The sequence below is a fragment of the Streptomyces sp. NPDC031670 genome, assembly GCF_055580545.1.
Genome location: NZ_JBVILC010000016.1, coordinates 148,738 through 161,957 on the forward strand (window position 1 = coordinate 148,738; position 13,220 = coordinate 161,957).

A 13,220-nucleotide genomic window follows, 5' to 3' on the forward strand; every position below is an offset into this window, starting at 1 on the left:
TGCCCCCGGTCGCCGTAGGCTCGTACCCATGACGACCGACCCCGCCGTGCCCGGCCCCTCCGGACGTGAGATCCGGACCCTCGACGAGCTCACCCACTCCCAGGCCCAGGAGGTCCTCGCGCTGCTCGCCGAGGCCGCCCGGACCGACGGGCAGCAGGCCGTGTCCGAGCAGGGCCGGCTCCAGCTGCGGGGCGGCCGGCGGCCCGGGATCCGCCACTTCCTGCTCACGGTCACCTCGGCGCAGGGGTCCGAGCTGATCGGGTACGCGCAGCTGGAGGACACCGACCCCGTCGAGGCGCCCGCCGCCGAACTCGTCATCCACCCCGCCCACCGGGGGCGCGGCCACGGCCGGGCGCTCGGCTCGGCGCTGCTCGGCGCCTCCGGCAAGCGGCTGCGGGTGTGGGCGCACGGCGGGCACTCCGCCGCCCGCCACCTCGCCCAGGTCCTGGGCCTCACCCTGTTCCGCGAACTGCGCCAGATGCGGCGGCCGTTGGGCCCGGCCGACATCGCGGAGCCGGTGTACCCGCCGGGCGTGAGCGTACGGACCTTCGTCTCCGGGGAGGACGACGCCCAGTGGCTGGCCGTGAACGCTGCGGCCTTCTCCCACCACCCCGAGCAGGGCGCGCTCACCCAGCGCGACCTCGACGACCGCAAGGCGGAGCCCTGGTTCGACCCGAAGGGCTTCTTCCTGGCCGAGCGCGAGGGCCGGATCGTGGGCTTCCACTGGACGAAGGTGCACACGGCGGAGAGGATCGGGGAGGTGTACGTGGTCGGCATCCGGCCCGACGCGCAGGGCGGGGGCCTGGGCAAGGCCCTCACCGCGACGGGGCTGCGGCACCTCGCGGCGGAGGGGCTGCCGGCGGCGATGCTGTACGTGGACGCGGACAACACGGCGGCGGTCACCGTGTACGAGCGGCTGGGGTTCACCACGCACGAGGTGGATCTGATGTACCGCACGGAGTCCTGAGCCCTGCCCCGCCGGGGGCCGAGGGACGGGCCGTGGTCCGGCTTTCGGCCGTGCCCGGCCGGTCGGGCCGCCGGCGGGGGCGCCCGGGCCCGACATCCGCGTCAGGCCTCGGATTCCCTCATGTCATGTCCCCGTTACCGCGTATTCAGACACGCTTGCGACGCTCACTCAATGCAGCCCGAGGTGCCACCCTCCCGGAACGGGACCGCCGCCCGCCCCAAGGCGCTCACCCCTGCCCGCTCCGACCTGCTCTCCGACGCGCCTGAGAGCGGCCGAGCGCGGAACAATGGATATATGAGCCAGCAGCCAAGCGCCGAGGTCCGCCTCCAGCCCACCTCCCAGCCGTCGGTCGGTTCCATCGCCGCGCACCGGCCGCACACCCTCGCCGCCGCCGTCTCCGATCTGGAGCCGGACATCGACGCGGATCTCGACGGGTACGACGGCTACGAGCGCGACCGCGAGGACGCGCCCGGCGGCGACGAGCTGCCATCGGGGCGCTTCCTCGACCGGGAGCGCAGCTGGCTCGCGTTCAACGAGCGCGTCCTGGAGCTCGCCGAGGACCCGGCGACCCCCCTGCTGGAGCGGGCGAACTTCCTGGCGATCTTCGCCTCCAACCTGGACGAGTTCTTCATGGTCCGGGTGGCGGGCCTGAAGCGCCGTATCGCCACCGGTGTGGCCACCCGGTCCGCCTCCGGGCTCCAGCCCCGCGAGGTCCTGGACCTGATCTGGACCCGCTCGCGCGAGCTCATGGCCCGGCACGCCGCCTGCTACCAGCAGGACGTGGCCCCGGCCCTCGCCGACGAGAACATCCACCTCATCCGCTGGCCCGACCTCACCGAGAAGGAGCAGGCGCGGCTCTTCACCCTCTTCCGCCAGCAGATCTTCCCGGTCCTCACCCCGCTGGCCGTGGACCCCGCGCACCCCTTCCCGTACATCTCGGGGCTCTCGCTCAACCTCGCGGTCGTCGTGCGCAACCCGGTCAGCGGCCACCGCCACTTCGCCCGGGTCAAGGTGCCGCCGCTGCTCTCGCGGTTCCTGGAGGCCTCGCCGCAGCGGTACGTACCGCTGGAGGACGTCATCGCGGCCCACCTCGAAGAGCTCTTCCCCGGCATGGAGGTCCTCGCCCACCACATGTTCCGGGTGACCCGGAACGAGGACCTGGAGGTGGAGGAGGACGACGCCGAGAACCTCCTCCAGGCGCTGGAGAAGGAGCTCATGCGGCGCCGCTTCGGGCCGCCGGTGCGCCTGGAGGTCGAGGAGTCCATCGATCCGTACGTCCTGGACCTGCTGGTGCGCGAGCTGAAGATCAGCGACGCCGAGGTGTATCCGCTGCCCGGCCCGCTCGACCTCACCGGGCTCTTCGGCATCGCGGCGCTCGACCGGCCGGAGCTGAAGTTCCCCAAGTTCGTGGCCGGCACCCACCGCGACCTCGCCGAGGTCGAGTCGGCCTCCGCGCCGGACATCTTCGCCGCGCTGCGCGAGCGGGACGTGCTCCTCCACCACCCCTACGACTCGTTCTCCACCTCGGTGCAGGCGTTCCTGGAGCAGGCCGCCGCCGACCCGGACGTCCTCGCCATCAAGCAGACGCTCTACCGCACCTCCGGCGACTCGCCGATCGTGGACGCCCTGATAGACGCCGCCGAGTCCGGCAAGCAGGTCCTCGTCCTGGTGGAGATCAAGGCGCGCTTCGACGAGCAGGCCAACATCAAATGGGCCCGCAAGCTGGAGGAGTCGGGCTGCCATGTGGTGTACGGCCTGGTCGGTCTGAAGACGCACTGCAAGCTGTCGCTGGTGGTGCGCCAGGAGGGCGACATCCTGCGCCGCTACTCGCACGTCGGCACCGGCAACTACCACCCCAAGACGGCCCGGCTCTACGAGGACCTGGGGCTGCTCACCGCCGACCCGCAGGTCGGCGCCGACCTCTCGGACCTCTTCAACCGGCTGTCGGGCTACTCGCGCCGCGAGACCTACCGCCGTCTGCTGGTCGCGCCCAAGTCCCTGCGCGACGGCCTGGTCTCGCGCATCAACAAGGAGACGGCCCACCACCGCGCCGGGCGCCCCGCCTACGTCCGTATCAAGGTCAACTCGATGGTCGACGAGGCCGTGATCGACGCCTGCTACCGGGCCTCGCAGGCCGGTGTGCCGGTCGACATCTGGGTACGCGGCATCTGCGCCGCCCGCCCCGGCGTCGCCGGGCTCTCCGAGAACATCCGGGTGCGGTCGATACTGGGGCGCTTCCTGGAGCACTCCCGGGTCTTCGCCTTCGGCAACGGCGGCGAGCCCGAAGTGTGGCTGGGCAGCGCCGACATGATGCACCGCAACCTGGACCGCCGCATCGAGGCACTGGTACGGGTCACCGACCCGCACCACCGCATCGCCCTCACCCGGCTCCTGGAGACCGGTATGTCGGACACCACCACCTCCTGGCACCTGGGCCCGGACGGCGAGTGGACCCGGCACGCCACCGACGCCGACGGACAGCCCCTGCGCCATGTACAGGAGATGCTGATAGACGCCCGGAGGCGCCGGCGTGCCACGCCCTGACACGACCACCGGACCACAGACCGCCGGGGACGTCCTGTCCCCCTATCTCCACGCGCAGGCGGGGGAGTTCCTGCGCGGGCTCCGGCTGCACCGCGAGGCGGGACCCGACAGCGGCGGCGCCGAGGAGGCCGCGCGGGCGCTGCGCCGCGCCGCCCGCCGCATCGGCGCCACCCTGCACACCTTCCGCCCACTGCTCGACCCGGTCTGGGCCGAGGCGCTGCGTACGGAGCTGTCCTGGCTCTCCGCCACGCTGGCCGGGGAACACGCCTGCGCGGCCCGGCTCGCCCGGCTGCTCGACGGCCTCCAGCGGCTCTCCGGCGCCCCCCAGGTGCCGGCGCCGCGCGGCGAGACGACCACGGGCGCGCCCGCGGTGGGCGCGGCGCGGGCCGGGGCCCTGCTGGACCGCCAGCTGACGCTGGCCCGCACCCGGGCGCACTCGGCGGCGCTTCAGGCGCTGGGCTCCTCCCGGTTCCACGCGGTGGCCGACGCGGTGGCGCTGCTCGCCAGCGAGGTGCCGCTGTCCGGCTCGGCGGCGGCGTACGCGGTGGAGGTGCTGCCGTCCGCCGCCGGCCTCGCCGAGCAGCGGCTCGGCCAGGCGGTGGCCGCGCTGCCGCTGGCCCGCGCGGCCCATCCGTACAACGCGGAGGCGCTCGCGGGTCTGGGCGAGGCCCAGGACGCGCCCTGGCACCAGGTGCGGCGGCTGCTGCGGCTGCACCGGTACGCCCAGGAGGTGCTGCACCCCGGCCCGCCGTACGAGGACGACGAACGGCTGCTGCGGGCCGGGCTCGCGCTCGACCGGCACCGGGACGCCTCGGAGGCCGCCGCAGCCGCCGCCGCAGCCGCCCGCACCCCGAGGATCGCCCCGGCCACCGCCTACGCGCTGGGCGTGCTCCACGCCGACCAGCGGCACGAGGTGGAGGCGGCCCGGTTCGCCTTCCAGCAGGTCTGGCAGCCGATGGCGGCGGTGGGCGCGCAGGTGGCCGCGCCGTGAACCGGGAGGGGACGGTGCTCGCGGCGGGCTGTGTGCTGTGGCGCCGCTCGCCGTGGGCGGCCGGCGGGCTGGAGATCTGCCTGGTGCACCGGCCGAAGTACGACGACTGGTCGCACCCCAAGGGCAAGCTCAAGCGGGACGAGGAGCCGCTCGCGGGGGCGGTCCGGGAGGTCCGGGAGGAGACCGGCCACCGCTGCGTGCCCGGCGCACGGCTGCCCTCCGCGCACTACATCGACCCCCAGGGCCGCCCCAAGGCGGTCGACTACTGGGCCGCCGAGGCCGGCGAGGGCTGTTTTCAGCCGAACGACGAGATCGACCGGGTGCTGTGGCTGACCCCGGCGGCGGCCCGCGAACGGCTCACCCAGCCCCGCGACCGGGCCCTGGTGGACGCCCTGCTGGACGCGCTGAACCGGTCCTGAAGGGGTTCCGTACGGGCCCGTCCCCGCCCCTCGGGGCGCTTTCCGGCCGGGTGCCGCCCACCCCGGGAGGCGGCCGAACACGAACCGGTAACGGTCGGCACCGCACTGTCCGACACGGTTCACCTGCCGTTCACTCTCCTCCGTCGGCGGCTTCACCTGTTCTGCCTAATTTCGGCCTTACACGGTGTGAGGCGACCCCGCCCGACCGGACACCTCTTCGCACGCCGCCGTACAACGGACGGACCCCGGCGGCTCCTGGAAGGAACACCCGAAAGTGAAGCTTCAGCGCAAGAACCGGCTCCGCGCCACCGCCCTCGGCGTCATCGCCGTGTCCAGCGCCCTGGCCCTCACGGCGTGCGGCAGCGACGACAACGACAAGGGTTCGGGCGCCACCGGCGGCACCGGCGGCAAGACGAGCGCCGCGTCGAACATCAAGTGCGACGGCGCCAAGGGCCAGCTGCTGGCCTCCGGTTCCTCCGCGCAGAAGAACGCCATGGACCTCTGGGTCAAGAACTACATGGCGGCCTGCAAGGGTGTGGAGATCAACTACAAGGGCTCCTCCTCCGGCGAGGGCATCATCAACTTCAACCAGGGCACGGTCGCCTTCGCCGGCTCCGACTCCGCGCTCAAGCCGGAGGAGGTCGCCAACTCCAAGAAGATCTGCACCGGCGGCCAGGGCATCAGCCTCCCGATGGTCGGCGGCCCGATCGCGATCGGCTACCACCTGGAGGGTGTCGACAGCCTGGTGCTGGACGCCCCGACGCTCGCCAAGATCTTCAAGGGCGACATCAAGAAGTGGAACGACGAGGCCATCGCCAAGCTGAACTCGGGCGCCAAGCTCCCGGACAAGGCGATCCAGCCGTTCCACCGCTCCGAGGACTCCGGCACCACCCAGAACCTCGGCAAGTACCTCGGCGCCACCGCCAAGTCCGACTGGACCTACGCCCCCGAGAAGAAGTGGCCCGCCCCGGGCGGCCAGGCCGCGTCCGGCTCCGCCGGTGTCGCCGCGCAGGTCAAGCAGACGGACGGCGCGATCGGCTACTTCGAGCTCTCCTACGCCACCTCGCAGTCCATCAAGACCGTGGACATCAACACGGGCGCCGCCGCCCCGGTCAAGGCCACCCCGGAGAACGCCTCCAAGGCGATCGCCGCCGCCAAGATCAAGGGCACCGGCAAGGACCTGGCGCTGGGCCTGGACTACGCCACCAAGGCCGAGGGCGCCTACCCGGTCGTCCTCGTCACGTACGAGATCGCCTGCGACAAGGGCAACAAGGCCGACTCCCTCGGCACGGTGAAGTCCTTCCTGACCTACACCTCGGGCGACGAGGGCCAGAAGATCCTCTCCGACGCCGGCTACGCGCCGATCCCGGCCGAGATCAACGCCAAGGTCCGCGAGACCGTCGCGGGTCTCCAGTAACACCCGTCGGTCCGAGGGGCGCGCGCCGAGCCGCCGCCCCGAGGCCCCTGGGGCGGGGGCCCCGATCCGGCTCCCGCCCCCACCATCCGGTGCACCGCCGCCAGGGGACCCACACCGTCCCCGCCCACAGACCGGAAAGATCGATGGCTTCCCTGACCACGAACACTCCGCCGCCACCAGCGGCTCCGGCCCCCGCCCTGCGCCGCAAGTCCACCGGCCGCGCGGGCGACAAGGTCTTCCTCGGCCTCTCCCGGGGCTCCGGCATCCTGCTGCTCGCCCTGATGGCGTCGATCGCCCTCTTCCTGAGCGTGCGCGCCGCGATAGCCCTGTCCAAGGACGAGGGCAACTTCCTCACCACCTTCGACTGGAACCCGGCCGCCGAGAAGCCGGTCTTCGGCATCGCCGTCCTGCTCTTCGGCACCGTCGTCAGCTCGATCATCGCGATGGCCATCGCGGTTCCGATCGCTGTCGGCATCGCCCTGTTCATCTCGCACTACGCCCCGCGCAAGCTGGCCGCGCCCCTCGCGTACGTCGTCGACCTGCTCGCGGCGATCCCCTCGATCGTCTACGGCATCTGGGGCGCCCTCTTCCTGGTCCCGTACCTGGAGGGCCTGAACTCCTGGCTCGACGAGTACCTCGGCTGGACGTACGTCTTCGAGAAGACCGAGGTCGGCGTCGCCCGCTCGCTCTTCACCGTCGGCATCCTGCTCGCGATCATGATCCTGCCGATCGTGACCAGCGTCAGCCGCGAGGTCTTCCTCCAGGTGCCGCGGATGAACGAGGAGGCCGCCCTGGCGCTGGGCGCCACCCGCTGGGAGGTCATCCGGATGTCGGTGCTGCCCTTCGGCCGCTCCGGCGTCATCTCCGCCTCGATGCTCGGCCTCGGGCGGGCGCTCGGCGAGACGATGGCCGTCGCCACGGTCCTCTCCCCCAGCTATCTGCTCTCCGCCCACATCCTCAACCCGGGTGGCGGCACCTTCGCCCAGAACATCGCGGCGAAGTTCGACGAGGCCAACGAGCTGGGCCGGGACGCCCTGATCGCCTCCGGCCTGGTGCTCTTCATCCTCACCCTGCTGGTCAACGGCGCGGCCCGCCTGATCATCGCGCGCCGCAAGGAGTACTCGGGGGCGAACGCCTGATGTCCAACGCAGTTGTCCAGGACACGCGCCCGGCCGCGTCCGCGCCCCGCAAGGGCAGCCTGAGCCGCCGGGGCCTGCCCCGCTGGGCCGGGGCCGCCTTCGGCGCCGCGGGCATCGCGCTCGGCTGCGGCATCGGCCTCGCCTTCGGCCTGGAGAGCAAGGTCCAGTGGGGCCTGATCTCCGCGCTCCTGTTCGTGCTCATCTCGTACGGGGTCACCTCGGCCGTCGAGAACAAGCGCCAGGCCAAGGACCGCGTCGCCACCTCGCTCGTCTGGGTCTGCTTCATCCTCGCCCTGATCCCCCTGCTCTCCCTGCTGTGGACGACGGTCAGCCGGGGCACCAAGGTCCTCGACGGGGACTTCCTCACCCACTCCATGGCCGGCGTCCCCGGCTTCGAGAAGGGCGGCGGCGTCTACCACGCGCTGGTCGGCACCCTGGAGCAGGTCGGTATCGCCACCCTGATCTCCGCCCCGCTCGGCCTGCTGACCGCGGTCTACCTGGTGGAGTACGGCAAGGGGGCGCTCGCCAAGGCCGTGACCTTCTTCGTCGACGTGATGACCGGCATCCCCTCCATCGTGGCGGGCCTGTTCATCCTCACCCTGATGCTGATGTTCGAGCTGAAGCCGTCCGGCTTCATGGGCTCGCTGGCGCTGGCGATCCTGATGATGCCGGTCGTGGTCCGCTCCACCGAGGAGATGCTCAAGCTCGTCCCGAACGAGCTGCGCGAGGCCTCCCTCGCCCTGGGTGTGCCGAAGTGGCGCACGATCCTGAAGGTGGTCCTGCCGACCGCGATCGGCGGCATCACCACGGGCGTCATGCTCGCCATCGCCCGTATCGCCGGTGAGACCGCCCCGATCATGCTGCTCGTCTTCGGCAGCCAGCTGATCAACACCAACCCGTTCGACGGCGCCCAGTCCTCGCTCCCCTTCTACATCTGGGAGCAGTACCGGGTGGGCAGCGAGGCGTCGTACGACCGCGCCTGGGCCGCCGCCCTGGTCCTGATCGCCTTCGTCATGATCCTCAATCTGGTGGCCCGCGGCATCGCCCGCTGGAAGGCCCCGAAGACCGGCCGCTGACGCGACCAACGAAAGAAGCAGTGATTCAGATGGCCAAGCGAATCGACGTCAGCGGCCTGACCGCGTACTACGGCTCCCACAAGGCGATCGAGGACATCTCGATGACCGTGGAGCCCCGCTCCGTGACCGCCTTCATCGGGCCGTCCGGCTGCGGCAAGTCCACCTTCCTGCGCACCCTGAACCGGATGCACGAGGTCACCCCCGGTGGCCGCGTCGAGGGCAAGGTGCTCCTGGACGACGAGAACCTGTACGGCAGGGACGTCGACCCGGTCGCGGTGCGCCGCACGGTCGGCATGGTCTTCCAGCGGCCGAACCCGTTCCCCACCATGTCGATCTTCGACAACGTGGCGGCCGGTCTGCGTCTCAACGGCTCGTACAAGAAGAACCAGCTGGCGGACGTCGTCGAGAAGTCCCTCAGGGGCGCGAACCTCTGGAACGAGGTCAAGGACCGGCTCAACAAGCCCGGCTCGGGCCTGTCCGGCGGCCAGCAGCAGCGGCTGTGCATAGCCAGGGCCATCGCGGTCGAGCCGGACGTCCTGCTGATGGACGAGCCCTGCTCGGCCCTGGACCCGATCTCCACCCTGGCGATCGAGGACCTGATCGGCGAGCTGAAGGAGCGCTTCACGATCGTCATCGTGACGCACAACATGCAGCAGGCGGCGCGCGTCTCGGACCGTACGGCGTTCTTCAACCTGGCGGCCGTCGGCCAGCCCGGCCGTCTCGTGGAGCTCGACGAGACCGAGCGGATCTTCTCCAACCCGTCCGTGCAGGCGACCGAGGACTACATCTCGGGCCGCTTCGGATAACCCCAGGACCGTCTGCGGTGCTGCATGGCGGTGCCACCGCAAGACGAAGGGCCCGCCTCCTGGTGCCAGGAGGCGGGCCCGTTTTGCCTTCCCTGCGGACCGTGCCGGGCCGCCAGGGAGACAGACAAGCAGGCACGCAGGCAAAAGGGGCCCGGGGCGAAAGCCCCGAGCCCCCGGGTCACAGTCCCGGCGCTCAGCCGAAGAAGACCCGCACCACGTAATAGCTCGCCGCCGCGACGATCGCGGCAGCCGGCATCGTGATGAACCAGCCGAGGATGATGTTCTTCGCGACACCCCACCGCACGGCGTTGACCCGCTTCGTCGCCCCCACACCCATGATCGCGGACGTGATGACATGCGTCGTGGAGATCGGCGCGTGGAACAGGAACGCCGACCCGAACATGATCGAGGCCCCCGTGGTCTCCGCGGCGAACCCCTGCGGCGGATCAAGCTCGATGATCTTCCGCCCGAGCGTCCGCATGATGCGCCAGCCGCCCGCGTACGTCCCCAGCGACAGCATCGCCGCACAGGCGATCTTCACCCAGATCGGGATCTCGTCGCCCGCGGACTGCACATCCGCGATGACCAGGGCCATCACCACGATGCCCATGGTCTTCTGCGCGTCCTGGAGGCCGTGGCCCAGCGCCATGCCCGCCGCCGAGACGGTCTGCGCGATCCGGAAGCCCCGCTTGGCCTTGTGCGGGTTGGACTTGCGGAACAGCCACAGGATCGCGCACATCACCAGGTAGCCGACGACGAGGCCGATCACCGGTGAGATGAACATCGGCACGACGACCTTGTCGAGCACGCCCTGCCAGTGGACGGTCGTACCGCCCGCGAGCGCCGCGCCGACCATGCCGCCGAACAGTGCGTGCGAGGACGAGGACGGCAGCCCGAAGTACCAGGTCACCAGGTTCCAGATGATCGCCCCGACCAGCGCGGCGAAGAGGATTCCCATCCCCTTGTTGCCCTGGGGCGTGGCGATCAGGCCCTCGCTGACGGTCTTGGCGACCCCGCTGCCGAGGAAGGCACCGGCGAGGTTCATCACGGCGGCCATGGCCAGCGCCGCCCGCGGGGTCAGCGCCCGCGTCGAGACGGAGGTCGCGATGGCGTTCGCCGAGTCGTGGAACCCGTTCGTGTACGTGAATCCGAGCGCGACCGCGATGGTCACGATCAGTGCGAAGGTGTCCACGAAGCTCAGGACTCCTTGACGGCGATGGTCTCCACCGTGTTCGCCACGTGCTCGAAGGCGTCGGCCGCCTCTTCGAGTACGTCCACGATCTGCTTGAGCTTGAGCACCTCAATGGCGTCGTACTTGCCGTTGAAGAGATGGGCGAGCAGCTTGCGGTGGATCTGGTCGGCCTGGTTCTCCAGCCGGTTGACCTCGATCCAGTACTCGGTGAGGTTGGACATCGTCCGCAGGTTCGGCATGGCCTCGGCGGTCAGCTCGGCCGCCCGCGCCAGCACCTCGATCTGCTGCTCGACGCCCTTGGGCAGCTCCTCGACGTTGTAGAGGACGACGAGGTCGACGGCCTCCTCCATGAAGTCCATGATGTCGTCGAGGCACGACGCGAGGTTGTAGATGTCCTCGCGGTCGAACGGCGTGATGAACGAGGAGTTCAGCTGGTGGAAGATCGCGTGGGTCGCGTCGTCACCCGCGTGCTCCGCTGCCCGCATCCGCTCCGCGATCTCGGCCCGGGACGCGGAATCCGCTCCGAGCAGTTCCATCAGGAGCTTCGAGCCCGTGACGATGTTGTCCGCGGACGCGGAGAACATGTCGTAGAAGCTCGTCTCCCTGGGGGTCAGACGAAAGCGCACGTGGGGTCCTCGGGGTGCTCTGGATTCGGTCAGGCTGATGCTAGGCGCATCATCCGGCCACGGCTAACCGGCGTACTTCAGTGTCGCCCATCAGGCACAGTGATCAGCACGGACCCCCGGCCCGTATCCGCACCCCCTTCCACGGGGTTCGTTACCCTATACCCACGAGGGGTATCCCACCCCTTTTCTCACCACGGGAGGACGCGATGACGACCACCGAGCCCGCCGAGCCGGAGACCGTCCTCACGGACCAGCCGCACCCGGTGCACGGTTACCACAAGCAGAAGGAAGAACACCTCAAGCGACTGCGCCGCATCGAGGGCCAGGTCCGCGGACTCCAGCGCCTGGTGGACGAGGACGTCTACTGCATCGACATACTCACCCAGGTCTCCGCGTCCACGAAGGCCCTCCAGTCCTTCGCCCTCCAGCTCCTGGAGGAGCACCTGCGGCACTGTGTGGCGGACGCCGCGGTGAAGGGGGGCGGGGAGATCGACGCGAAGGTGGAAGAGGCCACGAAGGCGATCGCCCGGCTGCTGCGCACCTGAGCCGTCGGCCGCGCCGAACGCCGGGGCGCGGCGGGCTCTTCCGGCCCGACCGAGCGACTCCGGCCGCTCCGGCTCTCCCGGCTGTCCGGCCGCGGCGGTCGTCGTCCCGGCCGCACCGACTGTCCCCGGCTGTCCGGCCGCCGCGGCTGTACCGGCCACCCGGCGGCCCGGGTCACCTGCCACCCGGTCACTTGCCACCCGGTGGCCCGGCCACCTGGTCACCTGGCTGAAAAGCGGCGGCCGGGGGCGGTCACGTGCACCGGGGCCGCGGGTGTGGCCGGAATCAGCCCCCCGCGCCCGTGGGGGCCTGGGGCTCGACCTTGAGCACCTCGTCGATCAGGTCCGGACTGAGCCGCTCCCCGTCGGCGGCCGAGGCGGCGATCATCAGCTCACCGCACAGCTCGATCTCGACGAGGGCCACGTGGTCCTGGACGGTTGCACTGCGAAGCCCGGCCACGCACCTCACCCCTCTACCCCTCTTTCTGCCGTCGTCGGCTTCCTAGCGTAGGGAGGAGCACACACACCGCGCATGGCACGGACGGACCATTTCCGCCACCGCCCATGACCGAATTCCCAACCGCCCCCCGGCCCCTACGACTCGATCTTTCCGGCGTAGATGTCCCGCTCCGCCGGGAGCTTCACGGCGGCGGGCACCCCGAATCCGTACAGCAGCGTGGTCGAGGCGACCGCGACCGTACGCCCCTCGTTGACGTAGCTGAAGTGCTGGCGCAGCTTGCGGAGCAGGCCCTGGGCGTCGAAGTACGCGTCGAAGGGCACCGCGCCCTTCGACCGGCCGAAGCCCTTCGCCGCCGCCGCCAGCGATCCGCGCGCGTGCGGCCCGGCCGCGCCCGCCGCGCGGGGGATGTCGGCGGTGCCCCGGTAGTGCCGGACCCGGACGCCCGCGAGCTCCTCCTCGCCGACGAACGTCACCGCGCCCGAGCCGCGCAGCAGTTCGGCCGCGACCAGCGGGTCGGTGACCCCGCCGGTGACCAGGTTGCCGTCGGGGAGGGTCGCCGTGTCGATCCGGACCCACTTGTCGGCGGGGACGCCCGCGCCCCGGTTCTTCATGTAGAGCGCGCCGGGCGCGAGCAGTTCGGTGATCGGGCGGTGCTCCTCCGCGCCCGCCGCGTCCCGGGGCAGGACGACCTTCAACCGGCCCATGCGGCGCGCGAAGTCGTACACCCCCTCGCCGCGGATCGTCACGCGCGTCCCGCCCGCGGCCATCTCCATGGAGGTGCTGGTCTTGGAGCTGCGGGCGGCCACCAGCGCGTCGGCCGCGCGGGCCACCACCTGGCCCGGCTCGGCCGGACGCCCCTGCGGCCCGTCGGCGCCCGAGGAGGCGTCGGCCGCGCAGCCGGCGACGAGCACGCCCGCGGCGGTCACCGCGGCGGCCGTCACCCCGGTCACGACGGCACCGGCGAAGCCCGCGCCCCCAAGCCCCTGCCGCCGCATCGCCATCGCGTCAACCCCCAAGCGCCTTCCACGATCCGCCGCACCA

The 13,220-nt window shown here is 71.2% G+C and carries 13 protein-coding genes; 9 read left to right on the top strand and 4 right to left on the bottom strand.

Features of this window, described 5'->3' with window-relative positions; genetic code table 11:
- Positions 1-28 precede the first annotated feature (28 nt).
- From mshD to pstB, 8 genes are all read left to right on the top strand, one after another.
- Positions 29-967, top strand: coding sequence for a mycothiol synthase (gene mshD, locus ACZ5ID_RS27115; RefSeq protein WP_468902922.1), 939 nt, complete (start codon positions 29-31; stop codon positions 965-967).
- Positions 968-1,261: 294 nt separating this feature from the next.
- The gene (locus tag ACZ5ID_RS27120; RefSeq protein ID WP_468902925.1) at positions 1,262-3,511 is read left to right on the top strand and encodes an RNA degradosome polyphosphate kinase; all 2,250 of its coding nucleotides are present in this window, start codon (positions 1,262-1,264) and stop codon (positions 3,509-3,511) included.
- Positions 3,498-4,502 carry a CHAD domain-containing protein gene (locus ACZ5ID_RS27125; RefSeq protein WP_468902927.1) on the top strand — a complete coding sequence of 335 codons (1,005 nt, stop codon included), beginning with the start codon at positions 3,498-3,500 and terminating at the stop codon, positions 4,500-4,502. Before ACZ5ID_RS27120 ends, ACZ5ID_RS27125 begins: the two co-directional genes overlap by 14 nt.
- Positions 4,499-4,921, top strand: a complete 423-nt coding sequence (locus ACZ5ID_RS27130) for an NUDIX hydrolase (RefSeq protein WP_468902929.1) — start codon at positions 4,499-4,501, stop codon at positions 4,919-4,921. Before ACZ5ID_RS27125 ends, ACZ5ID_RS27130 begins: the two co-directional genes overlap by 4 nt.
- 274 nt (positions 4,922-5,195) lie before the next feature.
- The gene (pstS, locus tag ACZ5ID_RS27135; RefSeq protein ID WP_468902931.1) at positions 5,196-6,338 is read left to right on the top strand and encodes a phosphate ABC transporter substrate-binding protein PstS; all 1,143 of its coding nucleotides are present in this window, start codon (positions 5,196-5,198) and stop codon (positions 6,336-6,338) included.
- Between the two features lie 143 nt (positions 6,339-6,481).
- Positions 6,482-7,477, top strand: coding sequence for a phosphate ABC transporter permease subunit PstC (gene pstC / locus ACZ5ID_RS27140; protein WP_406555550.1), 996 nt, complete (start codon positions 6,482-6,484; stop codon positions 7,475-7,477).
- A complete protein-coding gene (gene pstA / locus ACZ5ID_RS27145; protein ID WP_468902934.1) occupies positions 7,477-8,553 on the top strand; it encodes a phosphate ABC transporter permease PstA in 1,077 nt (358 codons plus the stop codon). The genes pstC and pstA overlap by 1 nt, the downstream gene beginning before the upstream one ends.
- A gap of 29 nt (positions 8,554-8,582) precedes the next feature.
- The gene (pstB, locus tag ACZ5ID_RS27150) at positions 8,583-9,359 is read left to right on the top strand and encodes a phosphate ABC transporter ATP-binding protein PstB (protein WP_467881613.1); all 777 of its coding nucleotides are present in this window, start codon (positions 8,583-8,585) and stop codon (positions 9,357-9,359) included.
- A 193-nt stretch (positions 9,360-9,552) separates the two neighbouring features.
- Here pstB and ACZ5ID_RS27155 read toward each other — a convergent pair whose 3' ends face one another.
- Complete coding sequence (locus ACZ5ID_RS27155) at positions 9,553-10,551, bottom strand: inorganic phosphate transporter (RefSeq protein ID WP_468902937.1); 999 nt, start codon at positions 10,549-10,551, stop codon at positions 9,553-9,555.
- A gap of 5 nt (positions 10,552-10,556) precedes the next feature.
- Positions 10,557-11,177 carry a DUF47 domain-containing protein gene (locus ACZ5ID_RS27160; protein WP_067155188.1) on the bottom strand — a complete coding sequence of 207 codons (621 nt, stop codon included), beginning with the start codon at positions 11,175-11,177 and terminating at the stop codon, positions 10,557-10,559.
- Between the two features lie 206 nt (positions 11,178-11,383).
- On the opposite strand from ACZ5ID_RS27160, the gene ACZ5ID_RS27165 reads away from it, so the two are divergent.
- Positions 11,384-11,722, top strand: coding sequence for a metal-sensitive transcriptional regulator (locus ACZ5ID_RS27165; protein WP_468902940.1), 339 nt, complete (start codon positions 11,384-11,386; stop codon positions 11,720-11,722).
- A gap of 283 nt (positions 11,723-12,005) precedes the next feature.
- Here ACZ5ID_RS27165 and ACZ5ID_RS27170 read toward each other — a convergent pair whose 3' ends face one another.
- Both ACZ5ID_RS27170 and ACZ5ID_RS27175 read right to left on the bottom strand, forming a co-directional pair.
- The gene (locus tag ACZ5ID_RS27170; protein ID WP_468902942.1) at positions 12,006-12,179 is read right to left on the bottom strand and encodes a hypothetical protein; all 174 of its coding nucleotides are present in this window, start codon (positions 12,177-12,179) and stop codon (positions 12,006-12,008) included.
- 134 nt (positions 12,180-12,313) lie between these two features.
- Positions 12,314-13,180: an SCO4651 family lipoprotein gene (locus ACZ5ID_RS27175; protein ID WP_406555555.1), complete on the bottom strand. Its 867-nt coding sequence runs from the start codon at positions 13,178-13,180 to the stop codon at positions 12,314-12,316.
- Positions 13,181-13,220 lie beyond the last annotated feature (40 nt).

Excerpts from the sequence above, each read along its gene's own strand:
- ACZ5ID_RS27175 (WP_406555555.1), bottom strand. The coding sequence starts at position 13,180 with ATGGCGATGCGGCGGCAGGGGCTTGGGGGCGCGGGCTTCGCCGGTGCC.
- pstA (WP_468902934.1), top strand. The coding sequence starts at position 7,477 with ATGTCCAACGCAGTTGTCCAGGACACGCGCCCGGCCGCGTCCGCGCCC.
- ACZ5ID_RS27165 (WP_468902940.1), top strand. The coding sequence starts at position 11,384 with ATGACGACCACCGAGCCCGCCGAGCCGGAGACCGTCCTCACGGACCAG.
- ACZ5ID_RS27120 (WP_468902925.1), top strand. The coding sequence starts at position 1,262 with ATGAGCCAGCAGCCAAGCGCCGAGGTCCGCCTCCAGCCCACCTCCCAG.
- mshD (WP_468902922.1), top strand. The coding sequence starts at position 29 with ATGACGACCGACCCCGCCGTGCCCGGCCCCTCCGGACGTGAGATCCGG.
- pstC (WP_406555550.1), top strand. The coding sequence starts at position 6,482 with ATGGCTTCCCTGACCACGAACACTCCGCCGCCACCAGCGGCTCCGGCC.
- pstB (WP_467881613.1), top strand. The coding sequence starts at position 8,583 with ATGGCCAAGCGAATCGACGTCAGCGGCCTGACCGCGTACTACGGCTCC.